Raw genomic sequence first — 20910 nt, 5'->3', positions numbered from 1 at the left:
CTACACCGCGTTCAGAAAGAATACCCCGGATACCAGAAAGGCTCCGGCGACGGCGCCAGCGGCCAGGGTCTTGTGGGGGGCAGGCCAGGGCAGAAATTCCAGCGCCAGCAGGCGCAGGCCGCCAAAGAAATGAACTGCCAGCAGGAAGACCAGCCCGAATTCGGCTATCTTGACGATGGGCATGTCGGTCCAATGCAGGAACCCGTCCAGCGCTTCGGGCGATCTGATTGCCATGCCCAGAACATAAAAATGCGCGGGAAGGAACAGCGCCAGGCCCAGCCCCGACAGGCGATGCAGCAAAAAGGCGAACCACAGCGGATGATTGCGGTAATGTCCCTTCATATCATCGTCACGGCTGTTACTGCGCGCGCCCCCAGAAAAAAGAATACAACAAAGCCGCCCCAGGTCAGCGCCGCCAGCAGCAGTCCGCGCAGGCCAGTGACTTCATGGACGATCACTCGCAAGCCGATCGCCGCGTGCAGGGAAGACGCCACCACGAACATCCCGTAAAACAGGAACCAGAAAAGCGATCCCTGTGTGCGGCCCAAAATTTCGGATGCGCTCAAACCACCCTGGATCGCATAGATCATCACACCCAGATGCACGAAAACGAACGGCACCATCACCATCGCACTAAGGCGCTGCGCAAGATAGAGACGAAGATCCAACATCAATTGCCTCGCTTGAAAAACTGGCGCATCGTCGCGCGTTTCAGGCCGGCAATCGCCGACAACGGGTCCAGCCCGTTGGGGCAGAGTGCGGTGCAGTTCCCCATCGAATGGCAATTTTGGCATCCGCCAGCAGCTGAAACCGTGTCCAGAACATCCTGGCGATCACCGTGTTTTTCATCATTCACGATCGTCCAGGCGCGCTGCAATGCGGCGGGGCCAAGATAGTCTGCATTGTTGGCGACAGTATCGCAGGCCGCGTAGCAAACCGAGCAATTGATGCATTCGATCCCCGCATCAGCGGCGGCGCGCTGTTCGTTCGCCGGTTGGATTTCCTCGATCGGGTCGTGCCTTGTGCGCGTTGGCTCATGGCGCCCGCCTGCGCTGACCCATTTGTCAAAGAACGGATCCATATCCGTGACCAGATCCTTGATCACCGGCAGGTTCCGCAATGGCGCTATCTTCAGCCTGTTGTGCTTGAGTACCTTGTTGACATGGGTTCGACATGTCCAGCGGGGGGCGCCATTGACCATCATCGCACAAGAGCCGCACATCCCCACCCGGCAGGCAAAACGATAGGTCAGTGTCGGGTCGGCATTCTGCTGGATCCAGCTGACGACATCCAGAATTGTCTGGTTGTCATGGGCCGGAACCTCGAATGTTTCATAGAGACCTGTGCCGTTCCGGGTCCGCCAGACCGAGACCTCCAGATTTGTATCGCTATTGGACAACGTCATAATTCCCAGAAAGTCGAACTTGGTTCAGCATATATCCTTTTTGTTTGCTAACGTAAGAACGCAAATTCTAAATAGTAAAGTAAGTAAATGTTACATTACGCCGTTGATGTTGCGCGCCGTGAGCAACGGAAAAGAGTGCGAAGTTGCGCAGATAGTTCCATCCGCACAAGTCATACGCTGGCGGATATTTAGGGCCCCGTGGGGCCTGACACCTTGTGCGATCCGACCTGAAGGTAATAATTTCTTACGAGACAGGTAACTATTAATTACTTCTTGTAAGATGGCCTTCTTCCTATAGTTTTCCCTACAAGAAAGACTGCACCAAGGTGTTCAGCCAAATGGCAAGACCGTGCAGCGCAATCTCTGGGAGGACTGAATGAGATCGAAAGCCCTAGCTATCGCCAGCGCGATCCCTCTGACTTTCGCGGCGACCGCCGCCCTGGCCGAGTATCCTGAAAGACCCATCACCATGGTCATTCCGTTCGGTGCGGGTGGCGCAACCGATATTTCCGCCCGTACGATCGCCAAGCCGCTGGGTGATGCCGTCGGCGAAGCTCTGGTCATGTCAAATGTCACCGGGGCCGGAGGTGCCACGGGATCGGTCGCGGTGCAGAATGCCAAGGCCGATGGTTACAAGATGCTGTTCGCGCGTGTCGGTTCGCATACGGTCAGCCCGGCGATGAAGGCAACACTGCCATATGGACTGGACGATTTCCGTTTCGTTACCGTTTACGAAATCAACCCCGTCGTCTGCGCGGTCCGTCCCGATTCAGGCATCGAAACCATCGATGACCTGATCGCCAAGGTCGAAGAGGGCGGCGTGTCCTACAGCAGTTCCGGCGTGGGCACGCTTTTGCATATCGCCGCGGTCATGGTTCTGGATGAATTCGGCGTGGAAGACCCGCTGAACAAGGTGACACATATTCCCCAAAAGGGCGGCGGCGCGGCGGCCACGGCGGTGTTGAACGGCACGACGACATTCGTTTGCACCAACTCATCCGCTTTGTCGAGCTTTGTCGCCAATGATCAGTTGAAGCCGATTCTTGTGACCACCGCCGAGCCGGTTGCGGGCTTTGATGCGCCTTCGGCCGCCGATCTCGGCAAGCCCGAGCTGGAACAGCTGGTCGGATGGACGGGAATTGCAGGGCCCGCCGATCTGCCAGACGATATCGCCGTCAAATGGGGCGAATGGATGGCCGAAGCGACCGCCGATCCCGGGTTTGTCGAAAGCATGGAATCCTTTGGCTCGATCGTCGAACTGATGAGCCCCGAAGAGGCCAGTGCCTTTATCGAAGGGCAATACAATACCTTCCGCGCTCTTGCAGACGAGTTGGGCATGCGCATCGAAGGTTGAGTTTGCTCTGACATATTCGGAAGATGCCGCGCTCATGCTTCGTGCGGCATCTTCAGTATCGGGGGGAGAGGTGTCGTGAACGCCTATATTATCCAGCTGCGTCTTGGCCTTTTGGCGATCGCGGCATCCGCTTTTTTGTTGTTCGTCGCAATTCCAGCTTGGGTTACGACGCCGGGCGGCATTCAGAATATCGTTCTTTCGCCCAGTTTCTGGCCCTATGTTCTGGCGGGGTTGACGGGGCTTGTGGGGGCGGGCCTTGTCTTGGCCGCATTGCGTGAACAGCGGGACGGTGCTGCCTATGATCCGCCAATCGCGGATCGCGGGCGGGCCTATCTGCGCCTTGGACTGATGACAGTGATCATGGTTGTCGTCACGGTCGGCACGGCCGCCATCGGCATGGTCTGGATGAGCATGGCCGCCTTTGTCGCGACCGCGGCCCTTGTGCGTACAAGGCATCCCGTTGCGGCGGTCATCTGTGGCATTTTGCTGCCGCTGGTCCTGTATGCCTTTTTCGCCCATGTCGCGAGTGTCGCGATCCCGCAAGGTAACCTGGTGAGACTGCCATGAATGCATTTGACAGCCTGATGGCGGGCCTATCGCTCGTTGGAAATATCCAAGCCGTTCTTGCTTTGACCATCGGTGTGGCCGTCGGCGTTATCGGCGGGGCCATTCCCGGAATGTCGGCGACGATGGCCGTGGCGCTGACATTGCCCTTTACATTCGCAATGCCAACGATCCCCGCGCTGCTGCTGTTGCTGGGGGTGTACAAGGGGGGCATTTTCGGGGGATCGATCCCTGCGATCCTGATCAAGACACCCGGCACGCCCGCGTCATCGGCAACCATTCTGGACGGCTATCCGATGGCCGAACGTGGCGAGGCCGGCCGCGCCCTCGGGATGGCGCTGTGGGCATCCTGCACCGCGGATCTGATCTCGAATCTGGCGCTGATCCTGTTCGCAGGCTGGCTGGCATCATTCGCGATGAATTTCGGCCCGCCCGAATTCTTTACGCTGATCCTGTTTTCGCTGACGATCATTGCCGGCGTGTCGGGCGAAAGCCTGCTGCGAGGCGCCCTGGCTGCATTGCTTGGCCTGCTTTTGGCCACGGTGGGGTTGGATCTTGTCTATGGGACCAACCGGTTCACCTTTGGTGATCCCAACATGATGGGTGGGTTGAACTTTATCGCAGTGCTGATTGGCCTGTTTGCCATCCCCGAGGTGCTGGCCATGGTGTTGAACCCGACCGGACATCTGGGCAAGACCCGCAGTATCGGAAAGAACTGGGTGACCTTTGCGGATTACCGCCGGTCGTTCAAATCGATCGTCAGGGGCAGCTTTATCGGGGTGGCACTGGGGTCGATACCGGGGATCGGCGCTGCGCCATCGGCATTTCTGTCCTATTCCGAGGCACGCCGCACATCCAGGAACAAAGAGGCTTTCGGCAAGGGCGAGGTCGAAGGCGTCGCCGCCGCCGAAGCAGGTAACAACGGGGTTGCCGGTGCGACCCTGATCCCCTTGCTGGCTTTGGGTGTGCCGGGGGATGTTATCACCGCGATCATCATCGGGGCTTTCATGGTGCATGGATTGCAGCCGGGGCCAACGATGTTCGTGATGAACATCGACATCATCTATGGTCTGTTCATCGGGCTGATCCTCAGCTCGGCCCTGTTGTTCATGATCGGGTCCGTTGCGATCAGGGGGTTCAAATATGTGGCTGACATTCCCCGCCGATTGTTGATACCCGGCGTTCTGATCCTGTGCATTTACGGGGTCTTTGCCGTGAACAACAACCTCTTTGATGTCGGGGTCATGTTCGTCATGGGCTGGGTCGGTTTTCTGATGATGCGCTATCATGTTCCTGCCGCGCCATTCCTGATTGCCTTCATTCTCGGACCACTTCTCGAGGATAATTTCAGGCAGGCGATGTTGATGTCTGGCGGTGATCCGCAGATCCTGGTGCGCGGACCGATCACATGGTTCTTCTGGGTCTTGACCGCAGTGACGTTGGTCGCCGTCGCACGGGCGGGTTTTCGCGGCGTGCAGGACAAGGTCAGGGTCAAGACCTCCTCTTGACGAGCCCCGGGCAGGGTGCAGATGGCAACAAGGCGCGGGCATCGAGGCCCGCGCCTTTCGCCGTGCAAGGTGATTTCAGGCTTTTGGTTCGGAAGTTGGCTGCGTCAGCGTTGGCGTGCTGATTGCATAGATCATGCGGACCAACAGAACGCTCTGTTTGCTGGCAGATCCGGCCAGACTGTTCCACCGGGCGATTCCGACAGGCAGGTCATAGCGGTCAGCCGGTAAGTTGGTGGTCAGGCAGGTGTTGTTGTTACGGGTGTGCGTGCCACCCCAGTGGATGAGGCGGCGACTTTTGTTTTCGCGACCTCAATGCGCCGCGCCTGACGGGGCGGGCAAGCCTTCGATCATGACATTGACGCAGGAAGGCTTGCCGCTTTGCACGGCGCGGGTCAGTGCATTGTCAAGGTCGGCAAGATCAGTCACGTATTCGCCATGCCCGCCAAGCGCCATTGCCGCCAGATCATAGCGCGCGCCGCTAAGTTCACAGCCGATCAACCTGTCCTTGCCATAGTCGCGCAGTTGTATCTGGTGTTCGGCATTCCAGCGCATGTCATTGCCGATCACGACCACATAGGGCACGCCGACGCGCGCGGCGGTCTCGAATTCGGCAAGGTGAAACCCGACCGTTCCATCCCCCATCAACGCAAAGACAGTGGCGTTGGGGCGGGCGAGGCGGGCGGCAAGCCCGTAGCACAGCCCGCCGCCGATCGCGCCGGAAACGCCGTTGACGACCCGTGCGTCGCCTTTGGTCATGGCCTGCGCCCATTGGCCAAATTCTCCTCCGTCACATATCACGACTGAATTGTTGGCATGCGCGATGTGTTTTTGCACGGCCTCGCAAAGCTGCGCCGACGTGATCTGCCCCGACTGCCCGCCGCCGTTCTGGCGCAGCGCAAGGGCGGCCTCGACCTGCTTGCGCCATTCGGCATTCCTGGCTTTGCCCTGACCGGCGGCAATCAGTGCCGCGGCGGTATCCCGAATGTCGGCTGCAATGCCGAGCGACAGGCGTTTTCCCAGGTTTCGGCAGGTGCGGGCGTGTTCGGCCTCATCAGGTTGGATGTCGATCCAGCGCATATCCTGTGCGAAGGCCGTTTCCTTGCCGAAAGCCAGGGTGAAATCCAGTCGCTTTCCCAGATTCACGATCAGATCCGCCTGACCGAGAACCGAGCCGATATTGCCAAGCGCCGGATCCCTGAGGCCGCGCGGACTTTCCATCGGGATGACCGGCGCGTCCAGCGCATCGGCAAGGGTGCGCAGCCGGTCAAATCGTGTTTCATTCATCAAAGGACCGCAGATCACGACCGGGCGCTTGGCGGCGCCAACGGCCTGCAGGATGCTGGCGACATCGCCCTGACCGGGATGTTGAGGCACCCTTTGGAATGCGGGACCTGCAGGCAGCGCAGCATCGTCAACGCGCTCGTTCACAACGTCAAAACCCAGTGCCAGATGGACGGGACCCGGCCGGCCGGATTGCGCGACGCGGATGGCGCGGGCCACGGTTTGTCCCAGATCGGCGGCCTTGCTCGGTCGCAGGGACAGCTTGGTCAGCGGCGCCGTCATCTGCACCTGTGGCATTTCCTGAAACGCACCCATGCCGTCCTGCATGACGGGGCTGTCACCTGTCAGCAGCAAGAGGGGGGTTTCGCTTTCACTGGCGACCAGCAGCGCACCGACCGCATTGCCAGCACCCGCGCCCGCCGTCACCATTGCAACCCCGACCCGGCCGGTCAGCTGTGCATAGGCTTCGGCCATATAGACGGCGGCGGCTTCGTGGCGAGTATGCACGATCTCGACCCCGGCGTCGTGGCAGGCGTCATAGATCGGCATGATCTGGTTTCCCGATAGCGAGAATATCCGGGTCACACCGGTCTTGGCCAATGATTTCACGATCAGATCTGCGCCACGCATGCCATTCTCTCCCTCTGGCCGATCAACCGCCCATGCAGCGGTATGAAATACCCCGATAGTTTGATGCGCATCCGTTTTTCCGGGGCCAACCGATGCGACAATCCGAACCGATCCGGATAAGATCGGGTCGGAAATACCTTTGACCTTATCTGAGTATTTGGTTAGAAAGATTTAATCCATAGGCTAAAACTTTCATCCTATGTAAGAAAAAATTATATTATGCATATGGGGCAGATGCGTGTCGATCCGTATTCTCAAGACGCTGATTGCTGTGGCCGAACATGGCACGTTCAGCGGTGCCGCCAGCGCGGTCTTTGTGACACATGCTGCCGTTTCACAGCAGATGAAGGCGTTGGAGGAAGAATGGGGGGTGGCGATTTTCGACCGATCAAAACGCACACCCGAATTCACGCCGGTCGGTCGGGCCATCCTTGAAAAGGCGCGCGAGGTTGTGCGGGCCTATGACGAAATCGTCCCAAGCGTGCTGGGCGATGACGGTCTGCGTGGCGTTCTGAAGATAGGTGCGCTGCCCACGCATATGACCGGACTTATCCCGTCGGCTATTGCCATGCTCAAGGCGGATTATCCGGATCTGCACGTGCAGGTCTATCCGGCTCTGACTCCGCTTCTGGTGACGCAGGTCGAGCGCAACGAACTGGATGCGGCCGTAATCGCAAGGCCGAATCTGCTGCCTTTGACCGTCGATTGGGAAGAAATCGCGAAAGAGCCGTTTCAACTGGTCGCATCGACGCAGGTCGAAAGCGATGAGCCATTCGAAATGCTGGCCACGATGCCTTTCATTCGCGTGTCGCGAAACGGGGTAACCGGCGCCATGATCGAGAACTGGCTGATGGAAACCGGAATTCGCGTCAAGGACGCGATGGAGCTTGAAGGAACCGAAGCCATTTCCAGTCTTGTATATTGCAATCTTGGCGTCTCGATCATGCCTCGGCTCGCCGTTTCGAACTATCACCCCCTGCCGTTGAAGAGATTGTCACTGGGGGACACGGCGCCTGTTCGTTCATTGGGGTTGATCGCGCGCAAGGACACCGCACGCGGGCGAATGATAGATGAGTTGGAAAGGGTGCTTCTGCGAGCGGTCGACATCGGGCATATCCTGCCGGGCGGTGTCCTGTGAACTGGCCCTTGTTCATTGCAGGCGCCGCTGCGGGCGGGTTCATCAACGGGCTGGCAGGTTTTGGCACGGCGCTGTTCGCGCTTGGCTTCTGGTTGCAGTTCATGCCGCCACAGCAAGCTGTGGCAATCATTGTCGTGCTGTCTACTGTCACCGGGCTTCAGGGGCTGTGGATCGTGCGGCAGGCCATTTTCGACAACCCGCGCAGATTGGCCAGATTCCTGTTGCCTGCGGTGCCGGGCATTCCGATGGGTATCATGATCCTGTCCTCGATCGATCCGGCATCGCTGAAGATGTTCGTGGCGTGCCTGCTGCTGGTTTATGGCGGCTATTTCAGTCTGAAACGTAATCTGCCCAAATTCGAACGGCCGACCCCGGTCACCGATGTCATTGTCGGTTTTCTGGGCGGGGTTCTGGGTGGCGCGGCATCTTTGTCGGGTGCGTTGCCGACGATGTGGTGTTCCATGCGCCCCTGGCCCAAGGCCGAAACCCGTGCCGTACTTCAGCCCTTCAACGTTGCGGTTCTGGGTCTGACCTGTGTCATGCTGTTCTTTCGCGGATTGTATGACACGGAAACCCTGGGCTTTCTGGCGATTGCGCTGCCGGTATCCTTGATGTCGGCGCAGCTGGGCATTGCGGCCTTCCGGCGGCTGGCGGATGACTCGTTTCGCAGGTTGCTGATTGGCCTGACATTCGTCTCGGGCGCCAGCCTGCTGGCGCGAGAATTGCTGATATAGAAAGCACGCACAGGAACGAAAGCCTGCGCGTGCCGCGCGTTCGAAGGGGGGGGGCGTCAGGGGAGATCCAGATCGGAAAGGCCAATCGAGCCTGTATCGCATTTGCCCGCGAGGCCCATCGTCGTGCGAAGCTCTTTTTCCAAGATCGTCAGCAATCGTTCGACCCCCGGCTGCCCCATGGCGCCAAGCGCATAGACCATCGCCCGCCCCAGCAGCACGCCCGATGCCCCCAGGGCGCAGGCACGGAAAATATCCATGCCGGTGCGGATTCCGGAATCCAGCATCAGTTCACAGCGATCACCGACGGCATCCTTGATGCGTGGCAACCATGAAATCGTGCTGCCCGCCCCGTCCAGTTGCCGACCGCCATGGTTCGACACGACGATCGTTCCGATGCCCATATCCGCGGCAATGCGGGCATCCTCGCTGTCCATGATGCCTTTCAGGATGATCGGGCCGCCCCATTCCTTGCGGATCCATTCGATATCGTGCCAATCCAGCGCGGGATCGACCATTTCGGACGCCCAGACCAACAGGCTGGCCAGATCGTCGACGCCCTTGGCATGACCCACGACATTGCCAAAGCTGCGATAGGGCGTGCGGGCCATTTCCCATGCCCAACGCGGTTTCGTGGCGATGTTCAGAAGGTTGCGCAGGTCGGGGCGGATCGACAGCCGGTTCCTGATGTCCTTGTGGCGCTGTCCCAGCATCGACAGGTCCATCGTCACCACCAGCCCCGAACAGCCGATGGCCCTGGCGCGGTGGATCAGGTCGCGGACAAAGCCGCGATCCTTGACGACATATAGCTGAAACCAGAACGGCGTTCCCGTGGCCTCGGCGACCTGTTCCATCGAACAGACCGACATGGTGGACAGCGTGAAGGGCACCCCGAAATCGCGGGCGGCGCGCGCCACCTTGATTTCACCGGCAGCGTTCTGGATGCCCAGCATGCCGACCGGTGCGAAACCCGCAGGGATCCGGGCCGCAGCGCCGGCCATGGTGGTCGCCGTGTCGATCCGCGTGATGTCGATGCCGACGCGCTGCCGGATGCGGATCGCGGCCAGATCGCTTTCGTTCCGGCGGAACGTCGATTCGGTATAGGACCCGCTTTCGGCATAGTCGTAGAACATCCGTGGCACCCGGCGGCGATACAGACGGCGGAAATCCTCGACACAGGTGATGGTGGTCATGACGCAGCCCCTATGCCATGCCGACCGGGGTCTGGTTCGGGCGCATGTCGTCGGGGCGTGACATCAGGATCGCGGTCAGCGTGTCGCGCAGGGCGGCATGGGCCGGATCGTCAAAGATGTTGTCCAGCTCGGCGGGGTCGCTGGTCAGGTCATACATCTCGCCCGCGCCGGATTTCAGGTCCATCGTCAGCTTGGCCGTGCGGCTGCGGACGGTCCGCAGGGACAGCCCCACCCCGACGCGGCCCGGCAGCAATTCCCATTCCGACAGCGCCCCGTCGCGGGTGCCGTCCCCGGAGATTACGTCGCGCATGGATTTGCCATGGATCGGCATCAGGCTTTCGACGCCCGCCCAGTCCATGAAGGTTGCCCCCAGATCCAGTGTCGAAAGCGGCTGATCCTTGACCGCACCCACGGGCACATCGGGACCCTTGACGATGGCGCGCACGTTCAACAGCCCCTCGAACGGCATCGGACCTTTCAGAACCAGACCGTGATCGCCCAGCCAATCCCCGTGATCGGCGGTGTAGACGATATAGGTATTATCGGCCAAACCCTGTTCTTCCAGCGCGGTCAGAATGCGACCGACGGAATGGTCGATCAGTGCGATCTGACCATAGGTATTGGCGATGACCTCGCGCAGGTGATCGTCGGACAATTCCGGCATACGCGAATATTTCTGCCGGATCTCGGCATGTTCGCTGGGAATTTCGGATTCGCAGGCCGCCTGATGCCACCAGGGCCGCTTGCTGAAATCGCGGCTGCGATGTTCGGGCAGGTCCACATCCTCGGGGCGATGCAGGCTGGCCCAGGGTTCGGGCGCATCGAAGGGGTGATGCGGATCGGGGAATGACACCCACAGGCAGAAGGGCTGATCGTGGTCGCGCTTCAGATAGTCGATGGCGCGATCCGCGATCCAGGTCGAGTTATGCCAGGCCACCGGCAGTTTCGATGACCAGACCTGCGGCGCGCCCTTGTGATCGCGCGCGCTTTCCCACAGCAGTTTGTTCTTCATCTCGCCCCGGCCATCGGAATAATACCATTCCTCATAGGCAAGGCCGCGCGGCGGCTGTTCAGGCAGCCACCAGTTATGCCCCACCAGCACCAGTTCCGCATGGTCAAAGCCCATATAGGGGCCGCGCCAGCCCGACGGCACCTTGGCCGAACCGGGGATGCTTTCGGGGCGACCCGTCTCTTCAAAGACGTGATAGGTCGAAAAATGCGCCTTGCCGATCTTGGCCGTGTGATAGCCCGCCGCCGACAGCGATCCGGCAAAGCCCTTTTCGCCCAGGTCCGGGTCCAGATCGATACCATTGTCATGGACCCCATGCGTGCGTGGCAAAAGCCCCGTCAGGATCGAGGCGCGGGCCGGCTGGCAGACCAAGCAGGGCGTGACCACGGTTTCAAGGCTGGTGCCTTCGCTGGCCAGCAGGTCAAGATGCGGCGTCTGCACCTTTCGCCCCCGAAAGCCATAGCAGTCCCCGCGCTGCTGGTCCGATGTGATGAACAGGATATTGGGGCGTTTGTCGGAACGGGACATGGAAACTCCTTCAGGAAACGGAAACCGGCGCTCAGGCGGCCGGGCGACCGGCGCGCAGCCAGCCGGAACAGACGACGATACCCACGGCCAGCGCCAGGCAGGCGGGCGAAAAGATGCCGTGGAACAGGAACCAGGGGTCTGCGCCGCTGGCCTCGAATGCATTGCGAATGGTGGTTTCCAGCGGCAGCGCCAGGATATAGGCAATGACGAAGGGCAGGATCGGAACACCGGACCAACGCATCAGGCAACCGATGAAGCCAAAGATCAGAAGCGTGATCACATCGCTGATGGCGCCGCTTTCGACATAGACCGAAGTGATGGTCAGCAGCAGGACAATCGGCAGCAGGATCTGGCGCGGCACGCGCACCAGGCCGCCCAGAACCCGCATTGCGCCCGCACCGGTCGTCCAGTTCAGAAGATTGGCAACAACCATCAACGTGAACAGGCCAAAGGCGATGACCAGTTCCGGATTGACCTGATCGGCGGTGAAACGAAAGACCGATGGCCCCGGATTGAACCCGCCGATGCTATTGGCGGCAAGTATCAGGAACACTGCGGATATGTTGCCCGGAATGCCCAGGCTGAGGGCAGGGATCAGGTTCGCCCCCGAGACCGAGCTGTTCGCGGCTTCGCAGGATGCGATGCCTTCCGGGGCCCCCTGGCCGAACGGAATGGCACCTTTGTGCATCTTGCGCCCCGCTGTATAGCCCAATGCAGCGGCCAGGGTTGATCCGATGCCCGGCAAGGCCCCGATCGCGGTGCCCACGCCCATGGAAACGCCGATATATGGCAGCAGGGCGCGTCGTTCGGACCAACTCAGCCGCGCATCCTGGTTCTGAGGGACGCTTGCGCGCCTTGCTTGCAGGGTTTCCCGACGCATCTCGGCCAGACTGACCAGAATTTCGCTGACCACTAGAACGCCGATGATAACCGGGATCGTCGGCAACCCCGCAGCCAGGATGTCGCTGCCAAGGGACAAGCGGGGATAGGAATCCGCCCCCGTCGCGATCGCGGCGACAAACAATCCAAGGCTGGCCGCCAGCAAACCGCGAAAACTGTCCCTGCCGACGACAACCGCCACGAAGGATAGCGACAGGATCATCAGCGAGGCCTTTTCAGACAGGCCCAGAAACAATTCGATCGATATGGCCAGAAACGGGGCGCAGACGAACAACACCAGATCGGAAAAGCTGTCGCCGGTGACCGAAGCGAATTGTGCCACCCGCAGCGCCTTGCGGCCCTGGCCTTTTTGGGCCATCGGATAGCCATCCAGCGTTGTCATGAACGCATCCGGGGTGCCGGGCATGTTGAACAGGATGGCCGGGACGGCGCCGCCAACCGTCGCGCCTTTCATGATGCCGACCAGAAAGCCCATTACCGGCAACAATGCGTCAGGGGTGAAGCCGAAAGAGGAAATCAGGATCGGCAATGCCAGCGCCATTGCGAACGGCCCCGACAGACCAGGCGTGGCGCCGATCAGCACACCGACGAAGAAGCCCGAGCAAACCATCAGCACCGGCCATGACAGCACCAGCGGCCCCAATGTCAGGGCCGGGTTACCGGTCAGTGCCTCGGCAATGCCCGCCAGCACGTAATCCAGAACGCCCATCAGAAATCTCCGTTCGGGGGCAGAAGCAGATCTTCGAATGGCAGCCCATAGATCATCGCGATGACAAAAGTGGACAGAAAGGCCAGGCCGATCATGCGCCAGTGGATTCGACGCGTGGCCAGTGCCTGAAGCGCGACGACCAGAAATGTGCCCCCGGTCAGAAAGCCCGTGTATTTCCAGGGCAGATCGTCGCGCAGGGCGCGATAGGGGTGGTCCGGGCCCAAAATGACCCAGGCCAGTATCGGACCCGTAACCATCATCAACCCGATGCTGACCGCCAGGATTGCCGCCACGACACAAAGAACCGACCCATGCAAGGGTGGCCAGGTCGGGTTGGCGCGGCTTGTCAGGGCTTTGACGGTGATGCCAAGGCATGACAGCAGGACACCGATGGTCGCAAATGCAGGCAGCATGGAATCCCCGATCCGGGTAACACGCCGCCATGTGTCGATGACGCCGGTATCGATATCCGCCGGTATCCAGACAAACAGCGTTGCCAGGCCCAGGCACAGGCCAAGCAGCCCGAATGCAAGATCCACTCTGCGAGGGTTGGGTGACATCCGCCCGGACCTATTCTGCCGTAGCGTCAAGTAATTGCAGCGCTTCGTCGGCCTCGGTTGCCACATAGGCACTGGCTTCATCCGCGTTCAGCGTTTTTGCGACGAACAACCGGTCGATGAAACTGCGGACCTTGCTGTCCGGGTTGTCGACGGCGGCAATGATGGCCTCGGACCATGCTGCCTTGGCTTCGTCAGAAAGCCCGGCCGGGGCAAAGACCAGAAAGGTCGTGCCAAAGCCGAAGTCGACGCCGAAATCCGAGAGGCCGCGTGTGTCAGGCGACATTTCCAGTGTCTCATGTTCGCCATTTGCCAGGTTGATCAGATCGCCCGAGACAACCCCGGCCTTTTGCGGCCCTGCGACCCAGCCAATATCGATGTCGCCTGCATTGATTGCGTTCAGGACATCCTGTCCGCCCGAGAAATTGCTGACGATACTGAAATCGACCTCGTTGACCTTGCCGATGTAATAGGCACCATCCGCAAGCCGTGGGGTCATCGTGCCGAACGAGATTTCCTCGCCGGCTTTTGCCGCCTCCAGCACGTCGCCCAAATCCTTCCAGCCACGATCGGATTTGGCGACGATACCCATCTGTGTTCCGGCCAGAGTGGCAAGAAAATCGAAATCTTCGGGGGCATAGCCGGGATCGCGCATTGCCTGATGGCCATAGGCGAATGTGTCGGTGATGCCGACGCCGATCGTCATGCCGTCGGATGGAGAGTCTTTCAGTTCACGCGCCATGATTGCGCCGCCTCGGCCGTCGACATTGACTGGCAGCAGGTTCCAGCCCTGCTGGCTTTGAATGTCTTCTGCCAGCATGCGGGCAAGCGTGTCGGCCCCGCCACCGGCCTTGAAGCCGATCATCATCTTGACCGGGCCGTCCGGCGTCCATTCGGCATTGGCGGCACCTGCGCAGACAGCCACCACGCTTGCGGCCAGCAAAAAGCTTTTCATGACTTTCCTCCCCTGTGACCGGCCTCCATACCGGGTATCGCAGAGCATACGCGCAAACGGGTAGACCCAGAAATATAAAGATGGCATAAAGGCTATATCCTTGAGGTTATACCGAGGCAGAATGAGCCCGCGCCAACTGTTCCAGTTTCTTGCGGTGTGCCGGTTGGGGTCGATGTCCGCCGCAGCTCAAAGCCTGCGGATCGCCCAGCCCGCGCTCAGCAAGCAGATCGCCCAGCTGGAACATGAACTGGGCGTCAGCCTGTTTCAGCGCCATTCACGCGGTGTATCGCTGACCCGCGCAGGCGAGCGTTTGCGCGAAGAGGCCGCTGACCTCTTGCGGCGCATGGAAATGCTGAAGCAAGCGGTGCACGATGCCGGCGAAAGTGTCACCGGCGAAGTCGCATTGGCGGTCATACCCTCGCTTGCGGCGGCAATCGCCGGCGAAATCTATCCGCGTGTCGAACGCAAATTTCCCAAACTGCGTTTGCGGATCATGGATTATCCTTCCGATCGCGCACGGCATGCCTTGCAGCGTCACGATGCCGAGCTGGCGCTTATCCCCAATGCTGCGACCGATCTGCCGGATGCGGGGTCCATTCCTCTGTTCGAAGAGACATTCCACTATATCGAACGCCATACGCCGGGTGCGCGCAGCACGCCGATTTCGTTCGCGGATGCTGTTTCGCGCCCACTGGTGTTGCCTTTCGTCAATCGCGACCTGCGCCGCAGGATCGAGGAAACGGCGCGTGCCATCGGCGTTGTGCCCAATGTCAAATATGAAACCGGCAGCGTGAATGTTGTCAGCAAGTTGGTCGAGGAAGGATTGGCCGGCACGATCGTGCCCCTGACCTTCTGGCTGGACAAGATATCGAGCGGAAACCTGAACGTGCAGCCGGTCAACAATCCTCGCATTACGCGCACCCATTCCCTGTGCTGGTTGCGTGACAGGGTAATGTCACCGGCGACATCGGCCCTGCGTGATATGCTGCCCATTGAAATCGACGCGATGTTGGCGGCTGGCAAGCTGTCGGGAACAAGGGATGATCGCGGTGATGCATGAACAACTTGTCGCCGATCCGGTGTTGGGATAGGGCTTTCTGCATGTCAAAACAGGTTGCATCCGAAACCGGCTGGCGCGGTTCGCGCGAAGGGTGGCTGGAGGCCGCCTATGACGCCTTGATCGAAGGCGGCATTGATGCGGTCAAGATCATGCCGCTGGCCAACAGATTGAAATTGTCGCGCACCAGTTTCTATTGGTTTTTCAATGACCGGGACGAATTGTTGACGGCATTGGCCGATTATTGGTCCACGCGCACGACGATGCCGTTGATCGCGGCGGCGCGCGCCTATGCCGACACGGAAACCGAGGCGATGCTGAACCTGCTTGCCTGCTTTCTGAAACCCGGCGAATTCGACGATCGGCTGGAATTTGCGGTACGCAGTTGGGCGTTGCAGGATGATGCCATCATGCAGCGTTTGCAGGCCGCCGATATTGAACGGCTGGAAACGATTGGCCAGTTGCTGATGAAATGGGGGCATAGTGAGCAGGACGCGGATGTTCGCGCGCGCACCATTTATCTGGTGCAGATCGGGTATATCTCGATGCAGGTGCGCGAGGATGCGGCCACGCGCCTGACCCGAATTCCCGGCTATGTCGAGATCTATACCGGCAAACTTCCACATTCCCGCGAACTGGCACGTTTTCGTGCAAATATCGGATATGATGATGGTGGTTCAGCTGACAACTAGTTCCCCATGAGCCGTTCATCAAAAGGATAGCGTGTCAGGTTTTCGTGACCGGTATCGGTAATCAGAACCTGATCTTCCAGTTTGATCGAGAAATCACCGCCTTCGGGCGACACCAACGCTTCGACACACAGAACCATGCCGGGGTGCAGCATGTCTTCGAACGCACCCTCGACATGTTGGTCGGGATAGGCGATCAACGGCCATTCGTCGCACAGGCCGACACCATGCATCATCAACCCGTATTTCTGTTTCTGGCAGCTGTCAGGCAGCTGATGGCCGTTCATCACCAGATCGCGAAAGGCCGTGCCGGGTTTCAGCATCGCCATGTTGTGGTCGATATGTTCGCGCGCCAGCTTCATCGCATCCACCATATCGGCACGCGGAGCCTGATCGCCGATCCACCAGGTACGGCTGATATCGACACATATGCCGTAACATCCGATCAGATCGGTGTCGAAAGCGACGATTTCATTATTCTGGACGATCCGCGGGCCACATTCCTGAAACCAGGGATTGGTGCGCGGCCCAGATGTCAACAATCGCGTCTCGATCCACTCGCCGCCGCGCCGGATGTTTTCGGCGTGCAGCACGGCCCAGATGTCGTCCTCGGACATGGCACCCCCCGGAACACCGGTTCGGGCCGCTATCTCCATCGCCGCGACAGCCTGTTCGCAGGCATGTGATGCGCAACGCATGGCCAGAATTTCATCCGGCCCCTTGATCGCGCGACATTTCTCGGTCAGTTCCTCGCCATCCAGAACCTGAAAACCCTTGGCCTCCAGCGCCCTCAGGCCATGCAGCATGATCTTGTCGACCGCCAGCCGCATATTGCCGCCACCATGCTCGTCAACCAGATCGCGCAGCTCTTGTGCAAAACGCGCGGCGGCTTCGGCCACCTTGTCACCGCGGTCGAAGTAGAACAGATCTGCCCCGGAACGTCGCTCCCGTATCAACGGGTTGAATTCCGACAGGAACGGTACGCTTTTGTAATCCCATATCACCATATATCCATCGGCACAGAGCAGGACCGCCCGGAACAGGTTATGCGTGTTCCAAAGCTGCATATTGGTTGAATCGGTCGCATAGCGAATGTTCAACGGGTCAAACATCAACACGGCCCCGAAATCGCGCGCGACGATATGGCTGGTAAGCCTGTCCCAGCGATACCAACGCATCCGCGCAAGATCCGGGGCAACCAGCCCGACGGTGTCCCATTCGCAAAATGCCAGGGCGGTCGGGCCGATTTCGACCCGGTCGGCGTCATTTGGTGATCCGTCGGCCAGAACATCTTCGCGGGTCGGATCGATTTTTCGTCGATCCCTGAAATGCTGAAGCATGCTGTGATATCTCCTGAGAAATAGCTGTCCCGGTGCGTGGTAGCGGTCATTGCCGGGATCGGGCGGATGAAGGGCCGGAGCGTTGTCCGTGAAGCTGGCGGCAAGGCGGGCCATATCCTTACCTGTATTCTTGGATGCTCAATTAATTATTTGATACATATATATAAACCGATTGAAGAATATCTGCTTCAATCGGTTGCGTTTGGTGTCAGGTGCCCTGTACCAGATAGGTCTTTTCGCGCTGGTTGTCGCGGTACAGCGCCTTGGTCAAAGCGATCATCATGAAGGTCATGATGATCGTGAACGGCAGAGCGCCAATGATCATTGCACTTTTGACCGCATCCATCGGGTTCGAGTCGCCCAGCTTTCCTGCCACCAGCAAAGTGGCAATGACCAGCGTCAGGATCACGCCCCAGATGATGCGATGGCGCAGTCCGCTGCCTTCGTCTCCGCCTGACATGATGGTGTTCATCACCAGGATTCCGCTATCTGCCGACGTGATCAGGAAGGTCAGAACCAATATCACGCACATAGAGGATACGGCCGACAGCAAGGGCCCAGAGATCATCTGTTGCAATGTCACGAACAGTTTGGCCGTGCTCCCCGCTGCGATGATCGCGCCGCCTGCTTCGCCGCCAAGTTCAAGGTCGATGGCCGTGGCACCCAGTATCGTCATCCAGCCAAAGCAGACCAGCGATGGCAATATCACGCAGCCCAGAACGAATTCCCGCAGGCTGCGACCGCGCGAAATACGCGCCAGGAACAGGCCGACAAATGGTGCAAAGGCAATCCACCATGCCCAGTAAAATGTCGTCCAGCCTGACTGCCAGCCAAACTCTCGTCCGGGCGTTCCGGCAGCATATGCCGCCAGCTGGATTTCCTTGGACAGTTCTGCCGCTCCGCCCGTAAGGCTGGACTGGAATGACGCAGCCGAACCCCAGGGATTGGTCGCAGCTGCAAAGAGATCCGCGGCGAAGGGGCGTGCGGCTTCGGGCAGGGACATGGTGAATGCAGGCAGATCCTGAGGCGGATGGGCTGCAAAGCTAAGTGCCGGCAGATGTAGGACGTAATCGAACAGAGCGGTCGCGTAGGTCGTCATCGCGAATAGAAAAGATCCAAATATAACAAAGACCAACAGCAGAATTATCGACAGTACCAGATTGAGGTCGGACAGGATCTTGATGCCGCGACCCACCCCCGACACCGCCGACAGGATCGACAGGCACATGATGGTCAAAAGCCCCGCCAGCATTCCTGCCACGCTGGGGCGTGCAACCTCTCCGGTGAGGTCCATCAGCCATTCGACACCAAAGATTGCGTATACCCCGTCAATCAACTGAGAAACCCCAAAGCCGATGGTGACGGCGACCCCAAGTATGGTTGCGACGACGCCCATGATATCGACCAGATTACCCAATCCGCCGTTCATGTATCCGCCGAACAATGGCGTCAAAGCAGTGCGGATGGTCAGGGGCATGTCGCGCGTGTAGGCATAATAGGCAAGACACAGCCCGGTCAGCACATAGACGCCCCAGGCGTGAAAGCCATAATGCGCGAAAGTATAGCGATATGCCGGCGAAATCGCTTCGATGCTGTTGGGGGCGACCTCGCCAGATACTGTCATCGGGTTCGAGCCCCAGAGGCCCAGGGGTTCCGCAGTGGCGAAGACCATCAATCCAACGCCAAGTCCTGCCCCGAACATCATGGAAAACCAAGAGAAATTTCTGAATTCCGGTTTCTCTCCGGGTTTGCCGAGAATGCGTTTCCCGGTTGCCGGAATAAGTGCAATGGCAAACAGGAAGAACATGAACAACCCTGTGACGATGATGTAGAAGCTGTTGAACACCTCCAGAAGTCTGGCGTTGAAGCTTCCCAGGGTTCCGACCGCGTTGGCTGGCCAGATCAGCGCCCAGATCACCAGAAGAACCATGATCAGCTTGCTGGGAAAAGCAACGCCGATATTGTGGCCCTGATAGAACCCCTTGTTGGCGGTCTGGATTTCCAGATCTGTGAAAGGCGGCTTGATCGTCATTATAGATATTCCCCCTTGTTGATTGTTTTTGATTGTAGAATTTCTTCTTGTGCGATGCGTTCTCTATTCTGCGGCGATGGCCTGCCGACCCTGCAGGCGGCGGGACAATGTATCGCAATACCAGTCGACGAACTGGTTCACGCCGCCCTCATGCGTCTGGCTGTAGGGGCCGGGGCGATAGCCCGGCGTGTTGACGCCGCGCTGGTTCTGTTCGCAGATGCGCCGGTCTTCGTCATTGGTCGCCAGCCAGACCTTGGTCAGGCGGTCCAGATCGTAATCCACGCCCTCGACCGCGTCCTTGTGGACCAGCCAGGTGGTGACCAGATGGGTTTCCTGCGGACCGACCGGCAGGATGCGGAAGGTCAGGGCCTGATCCGACAGAAAATGGTTCCAGCTGTTCGGATAGTGGTACAGCAGGCAGGACCCGGCATTGTCAAAGGGCAGGGTGCCGATGCGGCGGTTCACGGCCTGCTTGCCATCCATCGTATAGCTGACCGCATCGCCCAAAAACGGGATGCGCACAAAACGCCACTGACCGTCCGGCCCCAGCAGGTATTTCGAGGGCAGCCCCGCAGCCTCGCAACGCGCGATGTGCTGCATCCCCGCGTTCGAGCCGCTGACATCGTCCGAGCCGAACAGGTTCGGATCATCCGGGAAGGTCACGCACAGCGAGGGGTGGTTGCTGCTGCAATGGTAACATTCGCGATTGTTTTCCATCACCAGCTTCCAGTTCGCCTGCTCAACGCTATGGGCGACATGGGCGACCTTCAGGTTGGACAGATCATGGGGGCCCATATAACCCGGCGCGCTGGCGGCCAGAGGCTCGATATCGGGGGCATCATCGGCAAGGCACAGATAGACCATGCCCTCGACCTCGCGGCAATGCACCATGCCCAGCCCGTGATCCTGCGGCTTGAAATCAGGGCCCATATCGCGCGCCCACAACAGCTTGCCGTCCAGATCATAGGTCCATTGATGATAGGGACAGACCAGTTTCGGCGCGGTGCCGCGCTCGGCGGTGCAGACATGGCTGCCCCGGTGGCGGCAGGAATTGTGAAACGCACGGATCACGCGGTCCGACCCGCGCACCACGATCACGGAATGATCGCCGATGCGAACGGTCACATAGCTGCCGACCTTGGGCAGTTCAGCCGAGGTGACCGCAAAGACCCAATCGCGATACCAGATATGGGCTAGGTCCGCCTGAAACAGGGCGGGGTCGTTATAGAAGGGCTGGGGCAGCGTGTGCCAGGGCTGGCGGCTGCCCAGAAGCGAAAGCAGTTCGGAATTCGGCATCATGGTGGCGGACCTTCCTGAATGATGTTGCAGG

The 20910-nt window shown here is 59.5% G+C and carries 19 protein-coding genes; 7 read left to right on the top strand and 12 right to left on the bottom strand.

All coding sequences use genetic code 11. The features are described from left to right. From PAF17_RS01795 to PAF17_RS01785, 3 genes are read right to left on the bottom strand one after another with little or no spacing between them, the layout of a single operon-like run. Positions 1 to 342 carry a succinate dehydrogenase gene (locus tag PAF17_RS01795; protein ID WP_271887369.1) on the bottom strand — a complete coding sequence of 114 codons (342 nt, stop codon included), beginning with the start codon at positions 340 to 342 and terminating at the stop codon, positions 1 to 3. Continuing rightward, complete coding sequence (locus tag PAF17_RS01790) at positions 339 to 671, bottom strand: succinate dehydrogenase (RefSeq protein ID WP_271887368.1); 333 nt, start codon at positions 669 to 671, stop codon at positions 339 to 341. The genes PAF17_RS01795 and PAF17_RS01790 overlap by 4 nt, the downstream gene beginning before the upstream one ends. Then, complete coding sequence (locus PAF17_RS01785) at positions 671 to 1399, bottom strand: succinate dehydrogenase/fumarate reductase iron-sulfur subunit (protein ID WP_271887367.1); 729 nt, start codon at positions 1397 to 1399, stop codon at positions 671 to 673. Before PAF17_RS01785 ends, PAF17_RS01790 begins: the two co-directional genes overlap by 1 nt. A gap of 382 nt (positions 1400 to 1781) precedes the next feature. Here PAF17_RS01785 and PAF17_RS01780 point away from each other — a divergent pair, with 382 nt between their 5' ends. The 3 genes from PAF17_RS01780 (at position 1782) to PAF17_RS01770 (ending at position 4831) form a co-directional block, all read left to right on the top strand. Beyond that, complete coding sequence (locus tag PAF17_RS01780; RefSeq protein WP_271887366.1) at positions 1782 to 2759, top strand: Bug family tripartite tricarboxylate transporter substrate binding protein; 978 nt, start codon at positions 1782 to 1784, stop codon at positions 2757 to 2759. A 75-nt stretch (positions 2760 to 2834) separates the two neighbouring features. Next, entirely contained in the window at positions 2835 to 3326 is a 492-nt protein-coding gene (locus PAF17_RS01775) for a tripartite tricarboxylate transporter TctB family protein (RefSeq protein WP_271887365.1), read from the top strand. Continuing rightward, positions 3323 to 4831 (top strand): tripartite tricarboxylate transporter permease, encoded by a 1509-nt coding sequence (locus tag PAF17_RS01770; RefSeq protein ID WP_271887364.1) that lies wholly within the window; start codon positions 3323 to 3325, stop codon positions 4829 to 4831. Before PAF17_RS01775 ends, PAF17_RS01770 begins: the two co-directional genes overlap by 4 nt. Before the next feature lie 309 nt (positions 4832 to 5140). Here PAF17_RS01770 and PAF17_RS01765 read toward each other — a convergent pair whose 3' ends face one another. Further along, positions 5141 to 6742 carry a thiamine pyrophosphate-binding protein gene (locus tag PAF17_RS01765; protein ID WP_271887363.1) on the bottom strand — a complete coding sequence of 534 codons (1602 nt, stop codon included), beginning with the start codon at positions 6740 to 6742 and terminating at the stop codon, positions 5141 to 5143. Between the two features lie 238 nt (positions 6743 to 6980). Here PAF17_RS01765 and PAF17_RS01760 point away from each other — a divergent pair, with 238 nt between their 5' ends. Both PAF17_RS01760 and PAF17_RS01755 read left to right on the top strand, forming a co-directional pair. Continuing rightward, on the top strand, positions 6981 to 7880 hold the full coding sequence (locus PAF17_RS01760; RefSeq protein ID WP_271887362.1) for a LysR substrate-binding domain-containing protein: 900 nt from the start codon (positions 6981 to 6983) through the stop codon (positions 7878 to 7880). Next, a complete protein-coding gene (locus tag PAF17_RS01755; protein ID WP_271887361.1) occupies positions 7877 to 8614 on the top strand; it encodes a sulfite exporter TauE/SafE family protein in 738 nt (245 codons plus the stop codon). Before PAF17_RS01760 ends, PAF17_RS01755 begins: the two co-directional genes overlap by 4 nt. Positions 8615 to 8670: 56 nt before the next feature. Here the strand turns inward: PAF17_RS01755 and PAF17_RS01750 are convergent, their stop codons facing one another. From PAF17_RS01750 to PAF17_RS01730, 5 genes are read right to left on the bottom strand one after another with little or no spacing between them, the layout of a single operon-like run. Then, on the bottom strand, positions 8671 to 9804 hold the full coding sequence (locus PAF17_RS01750) for an alpha-hydroxy acid oxidase (RefSeq protein ID WP_271887360.1): 1134 nt from the start codon (positions 9802 to 9804) through the stop codon (positions 8671 to 8673). A 10-nt stretch (positions 9805 to 9814) separates the two neighbouring features. After that, positions 9815 to 11341, bottom strand: a complete 1527-nt coding sequence (locus PAF17_RS01745) for a sulfatase-like hydrolase/transferase (protein ID WP_271887359.1) — start codon at positions 11339 to 11341, stop codon at positions 9815 to 9817. A 31-nt stretch (positions 11342 to 11372) separates the two neighbouring features. Next, entirely contained in the window at positions 11373 to 12950 is a 1578-nt protein-coding gene (locus PAF17_RS01740; protein WP_271887358.1) for a tripartite tricarboxylate transporter permease, read from the bottom strand. Continuing rightward, a complete protein-coding gene (locus PAF17_RS01735; protein WP_271887357.1) occupies positions 12950 to 13510 on the bottom strand; it encodes a hypothetical protein in 561 nt (186 codons plus the stop codon). The genes PAF17_RS01740 and PAF17_RS01735 overlap by 1 nt, the downstream gene beginning before the upstream one ends. Before the next feature lie 10 nt (positions 13511 to 13520). Further along, entirely contained in the window at positions 13521 to 14462 is a 942-nt protein-coding gene (locus PAF17_RS01730; protein ID WP_271887356.1) for a tripartite tricarboxylate transporter substrate-binding protein, read from the bottom strand. A gap of 121 nt (positions 14463 to 14583) precedes the next feature. Between PAF17_RS01730 and PAF17_RS01725 the strand changes: the two genes are divergently transcribed. Both PAF17_RS01725 and PAF17_RS01720 read left to right on the top strand, forming a co-directional pair. Then, positions 14584 to 15522: a LysR family transcriptional regulator gene (locus tag PAF17_RS01725; protein WP_271887355.1), complete on the top strand. Its 939-nt coding sequence runs from the start codon at positions 14584 to 14586 to the stop codon at positions 15520 to 15522. 41 nt (positions 15523 to 15563) lie between these two features. Beyond that, positions 15564 to 16211 carry a TetR/AcrR family transcriptional regulator gene (locus tag PAF17_RS01720; RefSeq protein ID WP_271887354.1) on the top strand — a complete coding sequence of 216 codons (648 nt, stop codon included), beginning with the start codon at positions 15564 to 15566 and terminating at the stop codon, positions 16209 to 16211. Here PAF17_RS01720 and dddP read toward each other — a convergent pair. From dddP to PAF17_RS01705, 3 genes are all read right to left on the bottom strand, one after another. Continuing rightward, complete coding sequence (gene dddP, locus PAF17_RS01715) at positions 16208 to 17548, bottom strand: dimethylsulfonioproprionate lyase DddP (RefSeq protein WP_271887353.1); 1341 nt, start codon at positions 17546 to 17548, stop codon at positions 16208 to 16210. The two genes, PAF17_RS01720 and dddP, sit on opposite strands and share 4 nt — an antisense overlap. Before the next feature lie 208 nt (positions 17549 to 17756). Next, complete coding sequence (locus PAF17_RS01710; protein ID WP_271887352.1) at positions 17757 to 19580, bottom strand: BCCT family transporter; 1824 nt, start codon at positions 19578 to 19580, stop codon at positions 17757 to 17759. A 63-nt stretch (positions 19581 to 19643) separates the two neighbouring features. Beyond that, positions 19644 to 20879 (bottom strand): aromatic ring-hydroxylating oxygenase subunit alpha, encoded by a 1236-nt coding sequence (locus PAF17_RS01705; RefSeq protein WP_271887351.1) that lies wholly within the window; start codon positions 20877 to 20879, stop codon positions 19644 to 19646. Positions 20880 to 20910: the final 31 nt, after the last annotated feature.

The organism is Paracoccus onchidii (genome assembly GCF_028294535.1).
GTDB classification, from domain to species: domain Bacteria; phylum Pseudomonadota; class Alphaproteobacteria; order Rhodobacterales; family Rhodobacteraceae; genus Paracoccus; species Paracoccus onchidii.
The sequence above is the reverse complement of the archived record's forward strand: the minus strand, read 5'-3'. Positions and strand labels throughout refer to the sequence as shown.

Excerpts from the sequence above, each read along its gene's own strand:
- PAF17_RS01705 (WP_271887351.1), bottom strand. The coding sequence starts at position 20,879 with ATGATGCCGAATTCCGAACTGCTTTCGCTTCTGGGCAGCCGCCAGCCC.
- PAF17_RS01710 (WP_271887352.1), bottom strand. The coding sequence starts at position 19,580 with ATGACGATCAAGCCGCCTTTCACAGATCTGGAAATCCAGACCGCCAAC.
- PAF17_RS01745 (WP_271887359.1), bottom strand. The coding sequence starts at position 11,341 with ATGTCCCGTTCCGACAAACGCCCCAATATCCTGTTCATCACATCGGAC.
- PAF17_RS01770 (WP_271887364.1), top strand. The coding sequence starts at position 3,323 with ATGAATGCATTTGACAGCCTGATGGCGGGCCTATCGCTCGTTGGAAAT.
- PAF17_RS01735 (WP_271887357.1), bottom strand. The coding sequence starts at position 13,510 with ATGTCACCCAACCCTCGCAGAGTGGATCTTGCATTCGGGCTGCTTGGC.
- PAF17_RS01740 (WP_271887358.1), bottom strand. The coding sequence starts at position 12,950 with ATGGGCGTTCTGGATTACGTGCTGGCGGGCATTGCCGAGGCACTGACC.
- PAF17_RS01765 (WP_271887363.1), bottom strand. The coding sequence starts at position 6,742 with ATGCGTGGCGCAGATCTGATCGTGAAATCATTGGCCAAGACCGGTGTG.
- PAF17_RS01795 (WP_271887369.1), bottom strand. The coding sequence starts at position 342 with ATGAAGGGACATTACCGCAATCATCCGCTGTGGTTCGCCTTTTTGCTG.
- PAF17_RS01725 (WP_271887355.1), top strand. The coding sequence starts at position 14,584 with ATGAGCCCGCGCCAACTGTTCCAGTTTCTTGCGGTGTGCCGGTTGGGG.
- PAF17_RS01730 (WP_271887356.1), bottom strand. The coding sequence starts at position 14,462 with ATGAAAAGCTTTTTGCTGGCCGCAAGCGTGGTGGCTGTCTGCGCAGGT.
- PAF17_RS01780 (WP_271887366.1), top strand. The coding sequence starts at position 1,782 with ATGAGATCGAAAGCCCTAGCTATCGCCAGCGCGATCCCTCTGACTTTC.
- PAF17_RS01790 (WP_271887368.1), bottom strand. The coding sequence starts at position 671 with ATGTTGGATCTTCGTCTCTATCTTGCGCAGCGCCTTAGTGCGATGGTG.
- PAF17_RS01750 (WP_271887360.1), bottom strand. The coding sequence starts at position 9,804 with ATGACCACCATCACCTGTGTCGAGGATTTCCGCCGTCTGTATCGCCGC.
- dddP (WP_271887353.1), bottom strand. The coding sequence starts at position 17,548 with ATGCTTCAGCATTTCAGGGATCGACGAAAAATCGATCCGACCCGCGAA.
- PAF17_RS01720 (WP_271887354.1), top strand. The coding sequence starts at position 15,564 with ATGTCAAAACAGGTTGCATCCGAAACCGGCTGGCGCGGTTCGCGCGAA.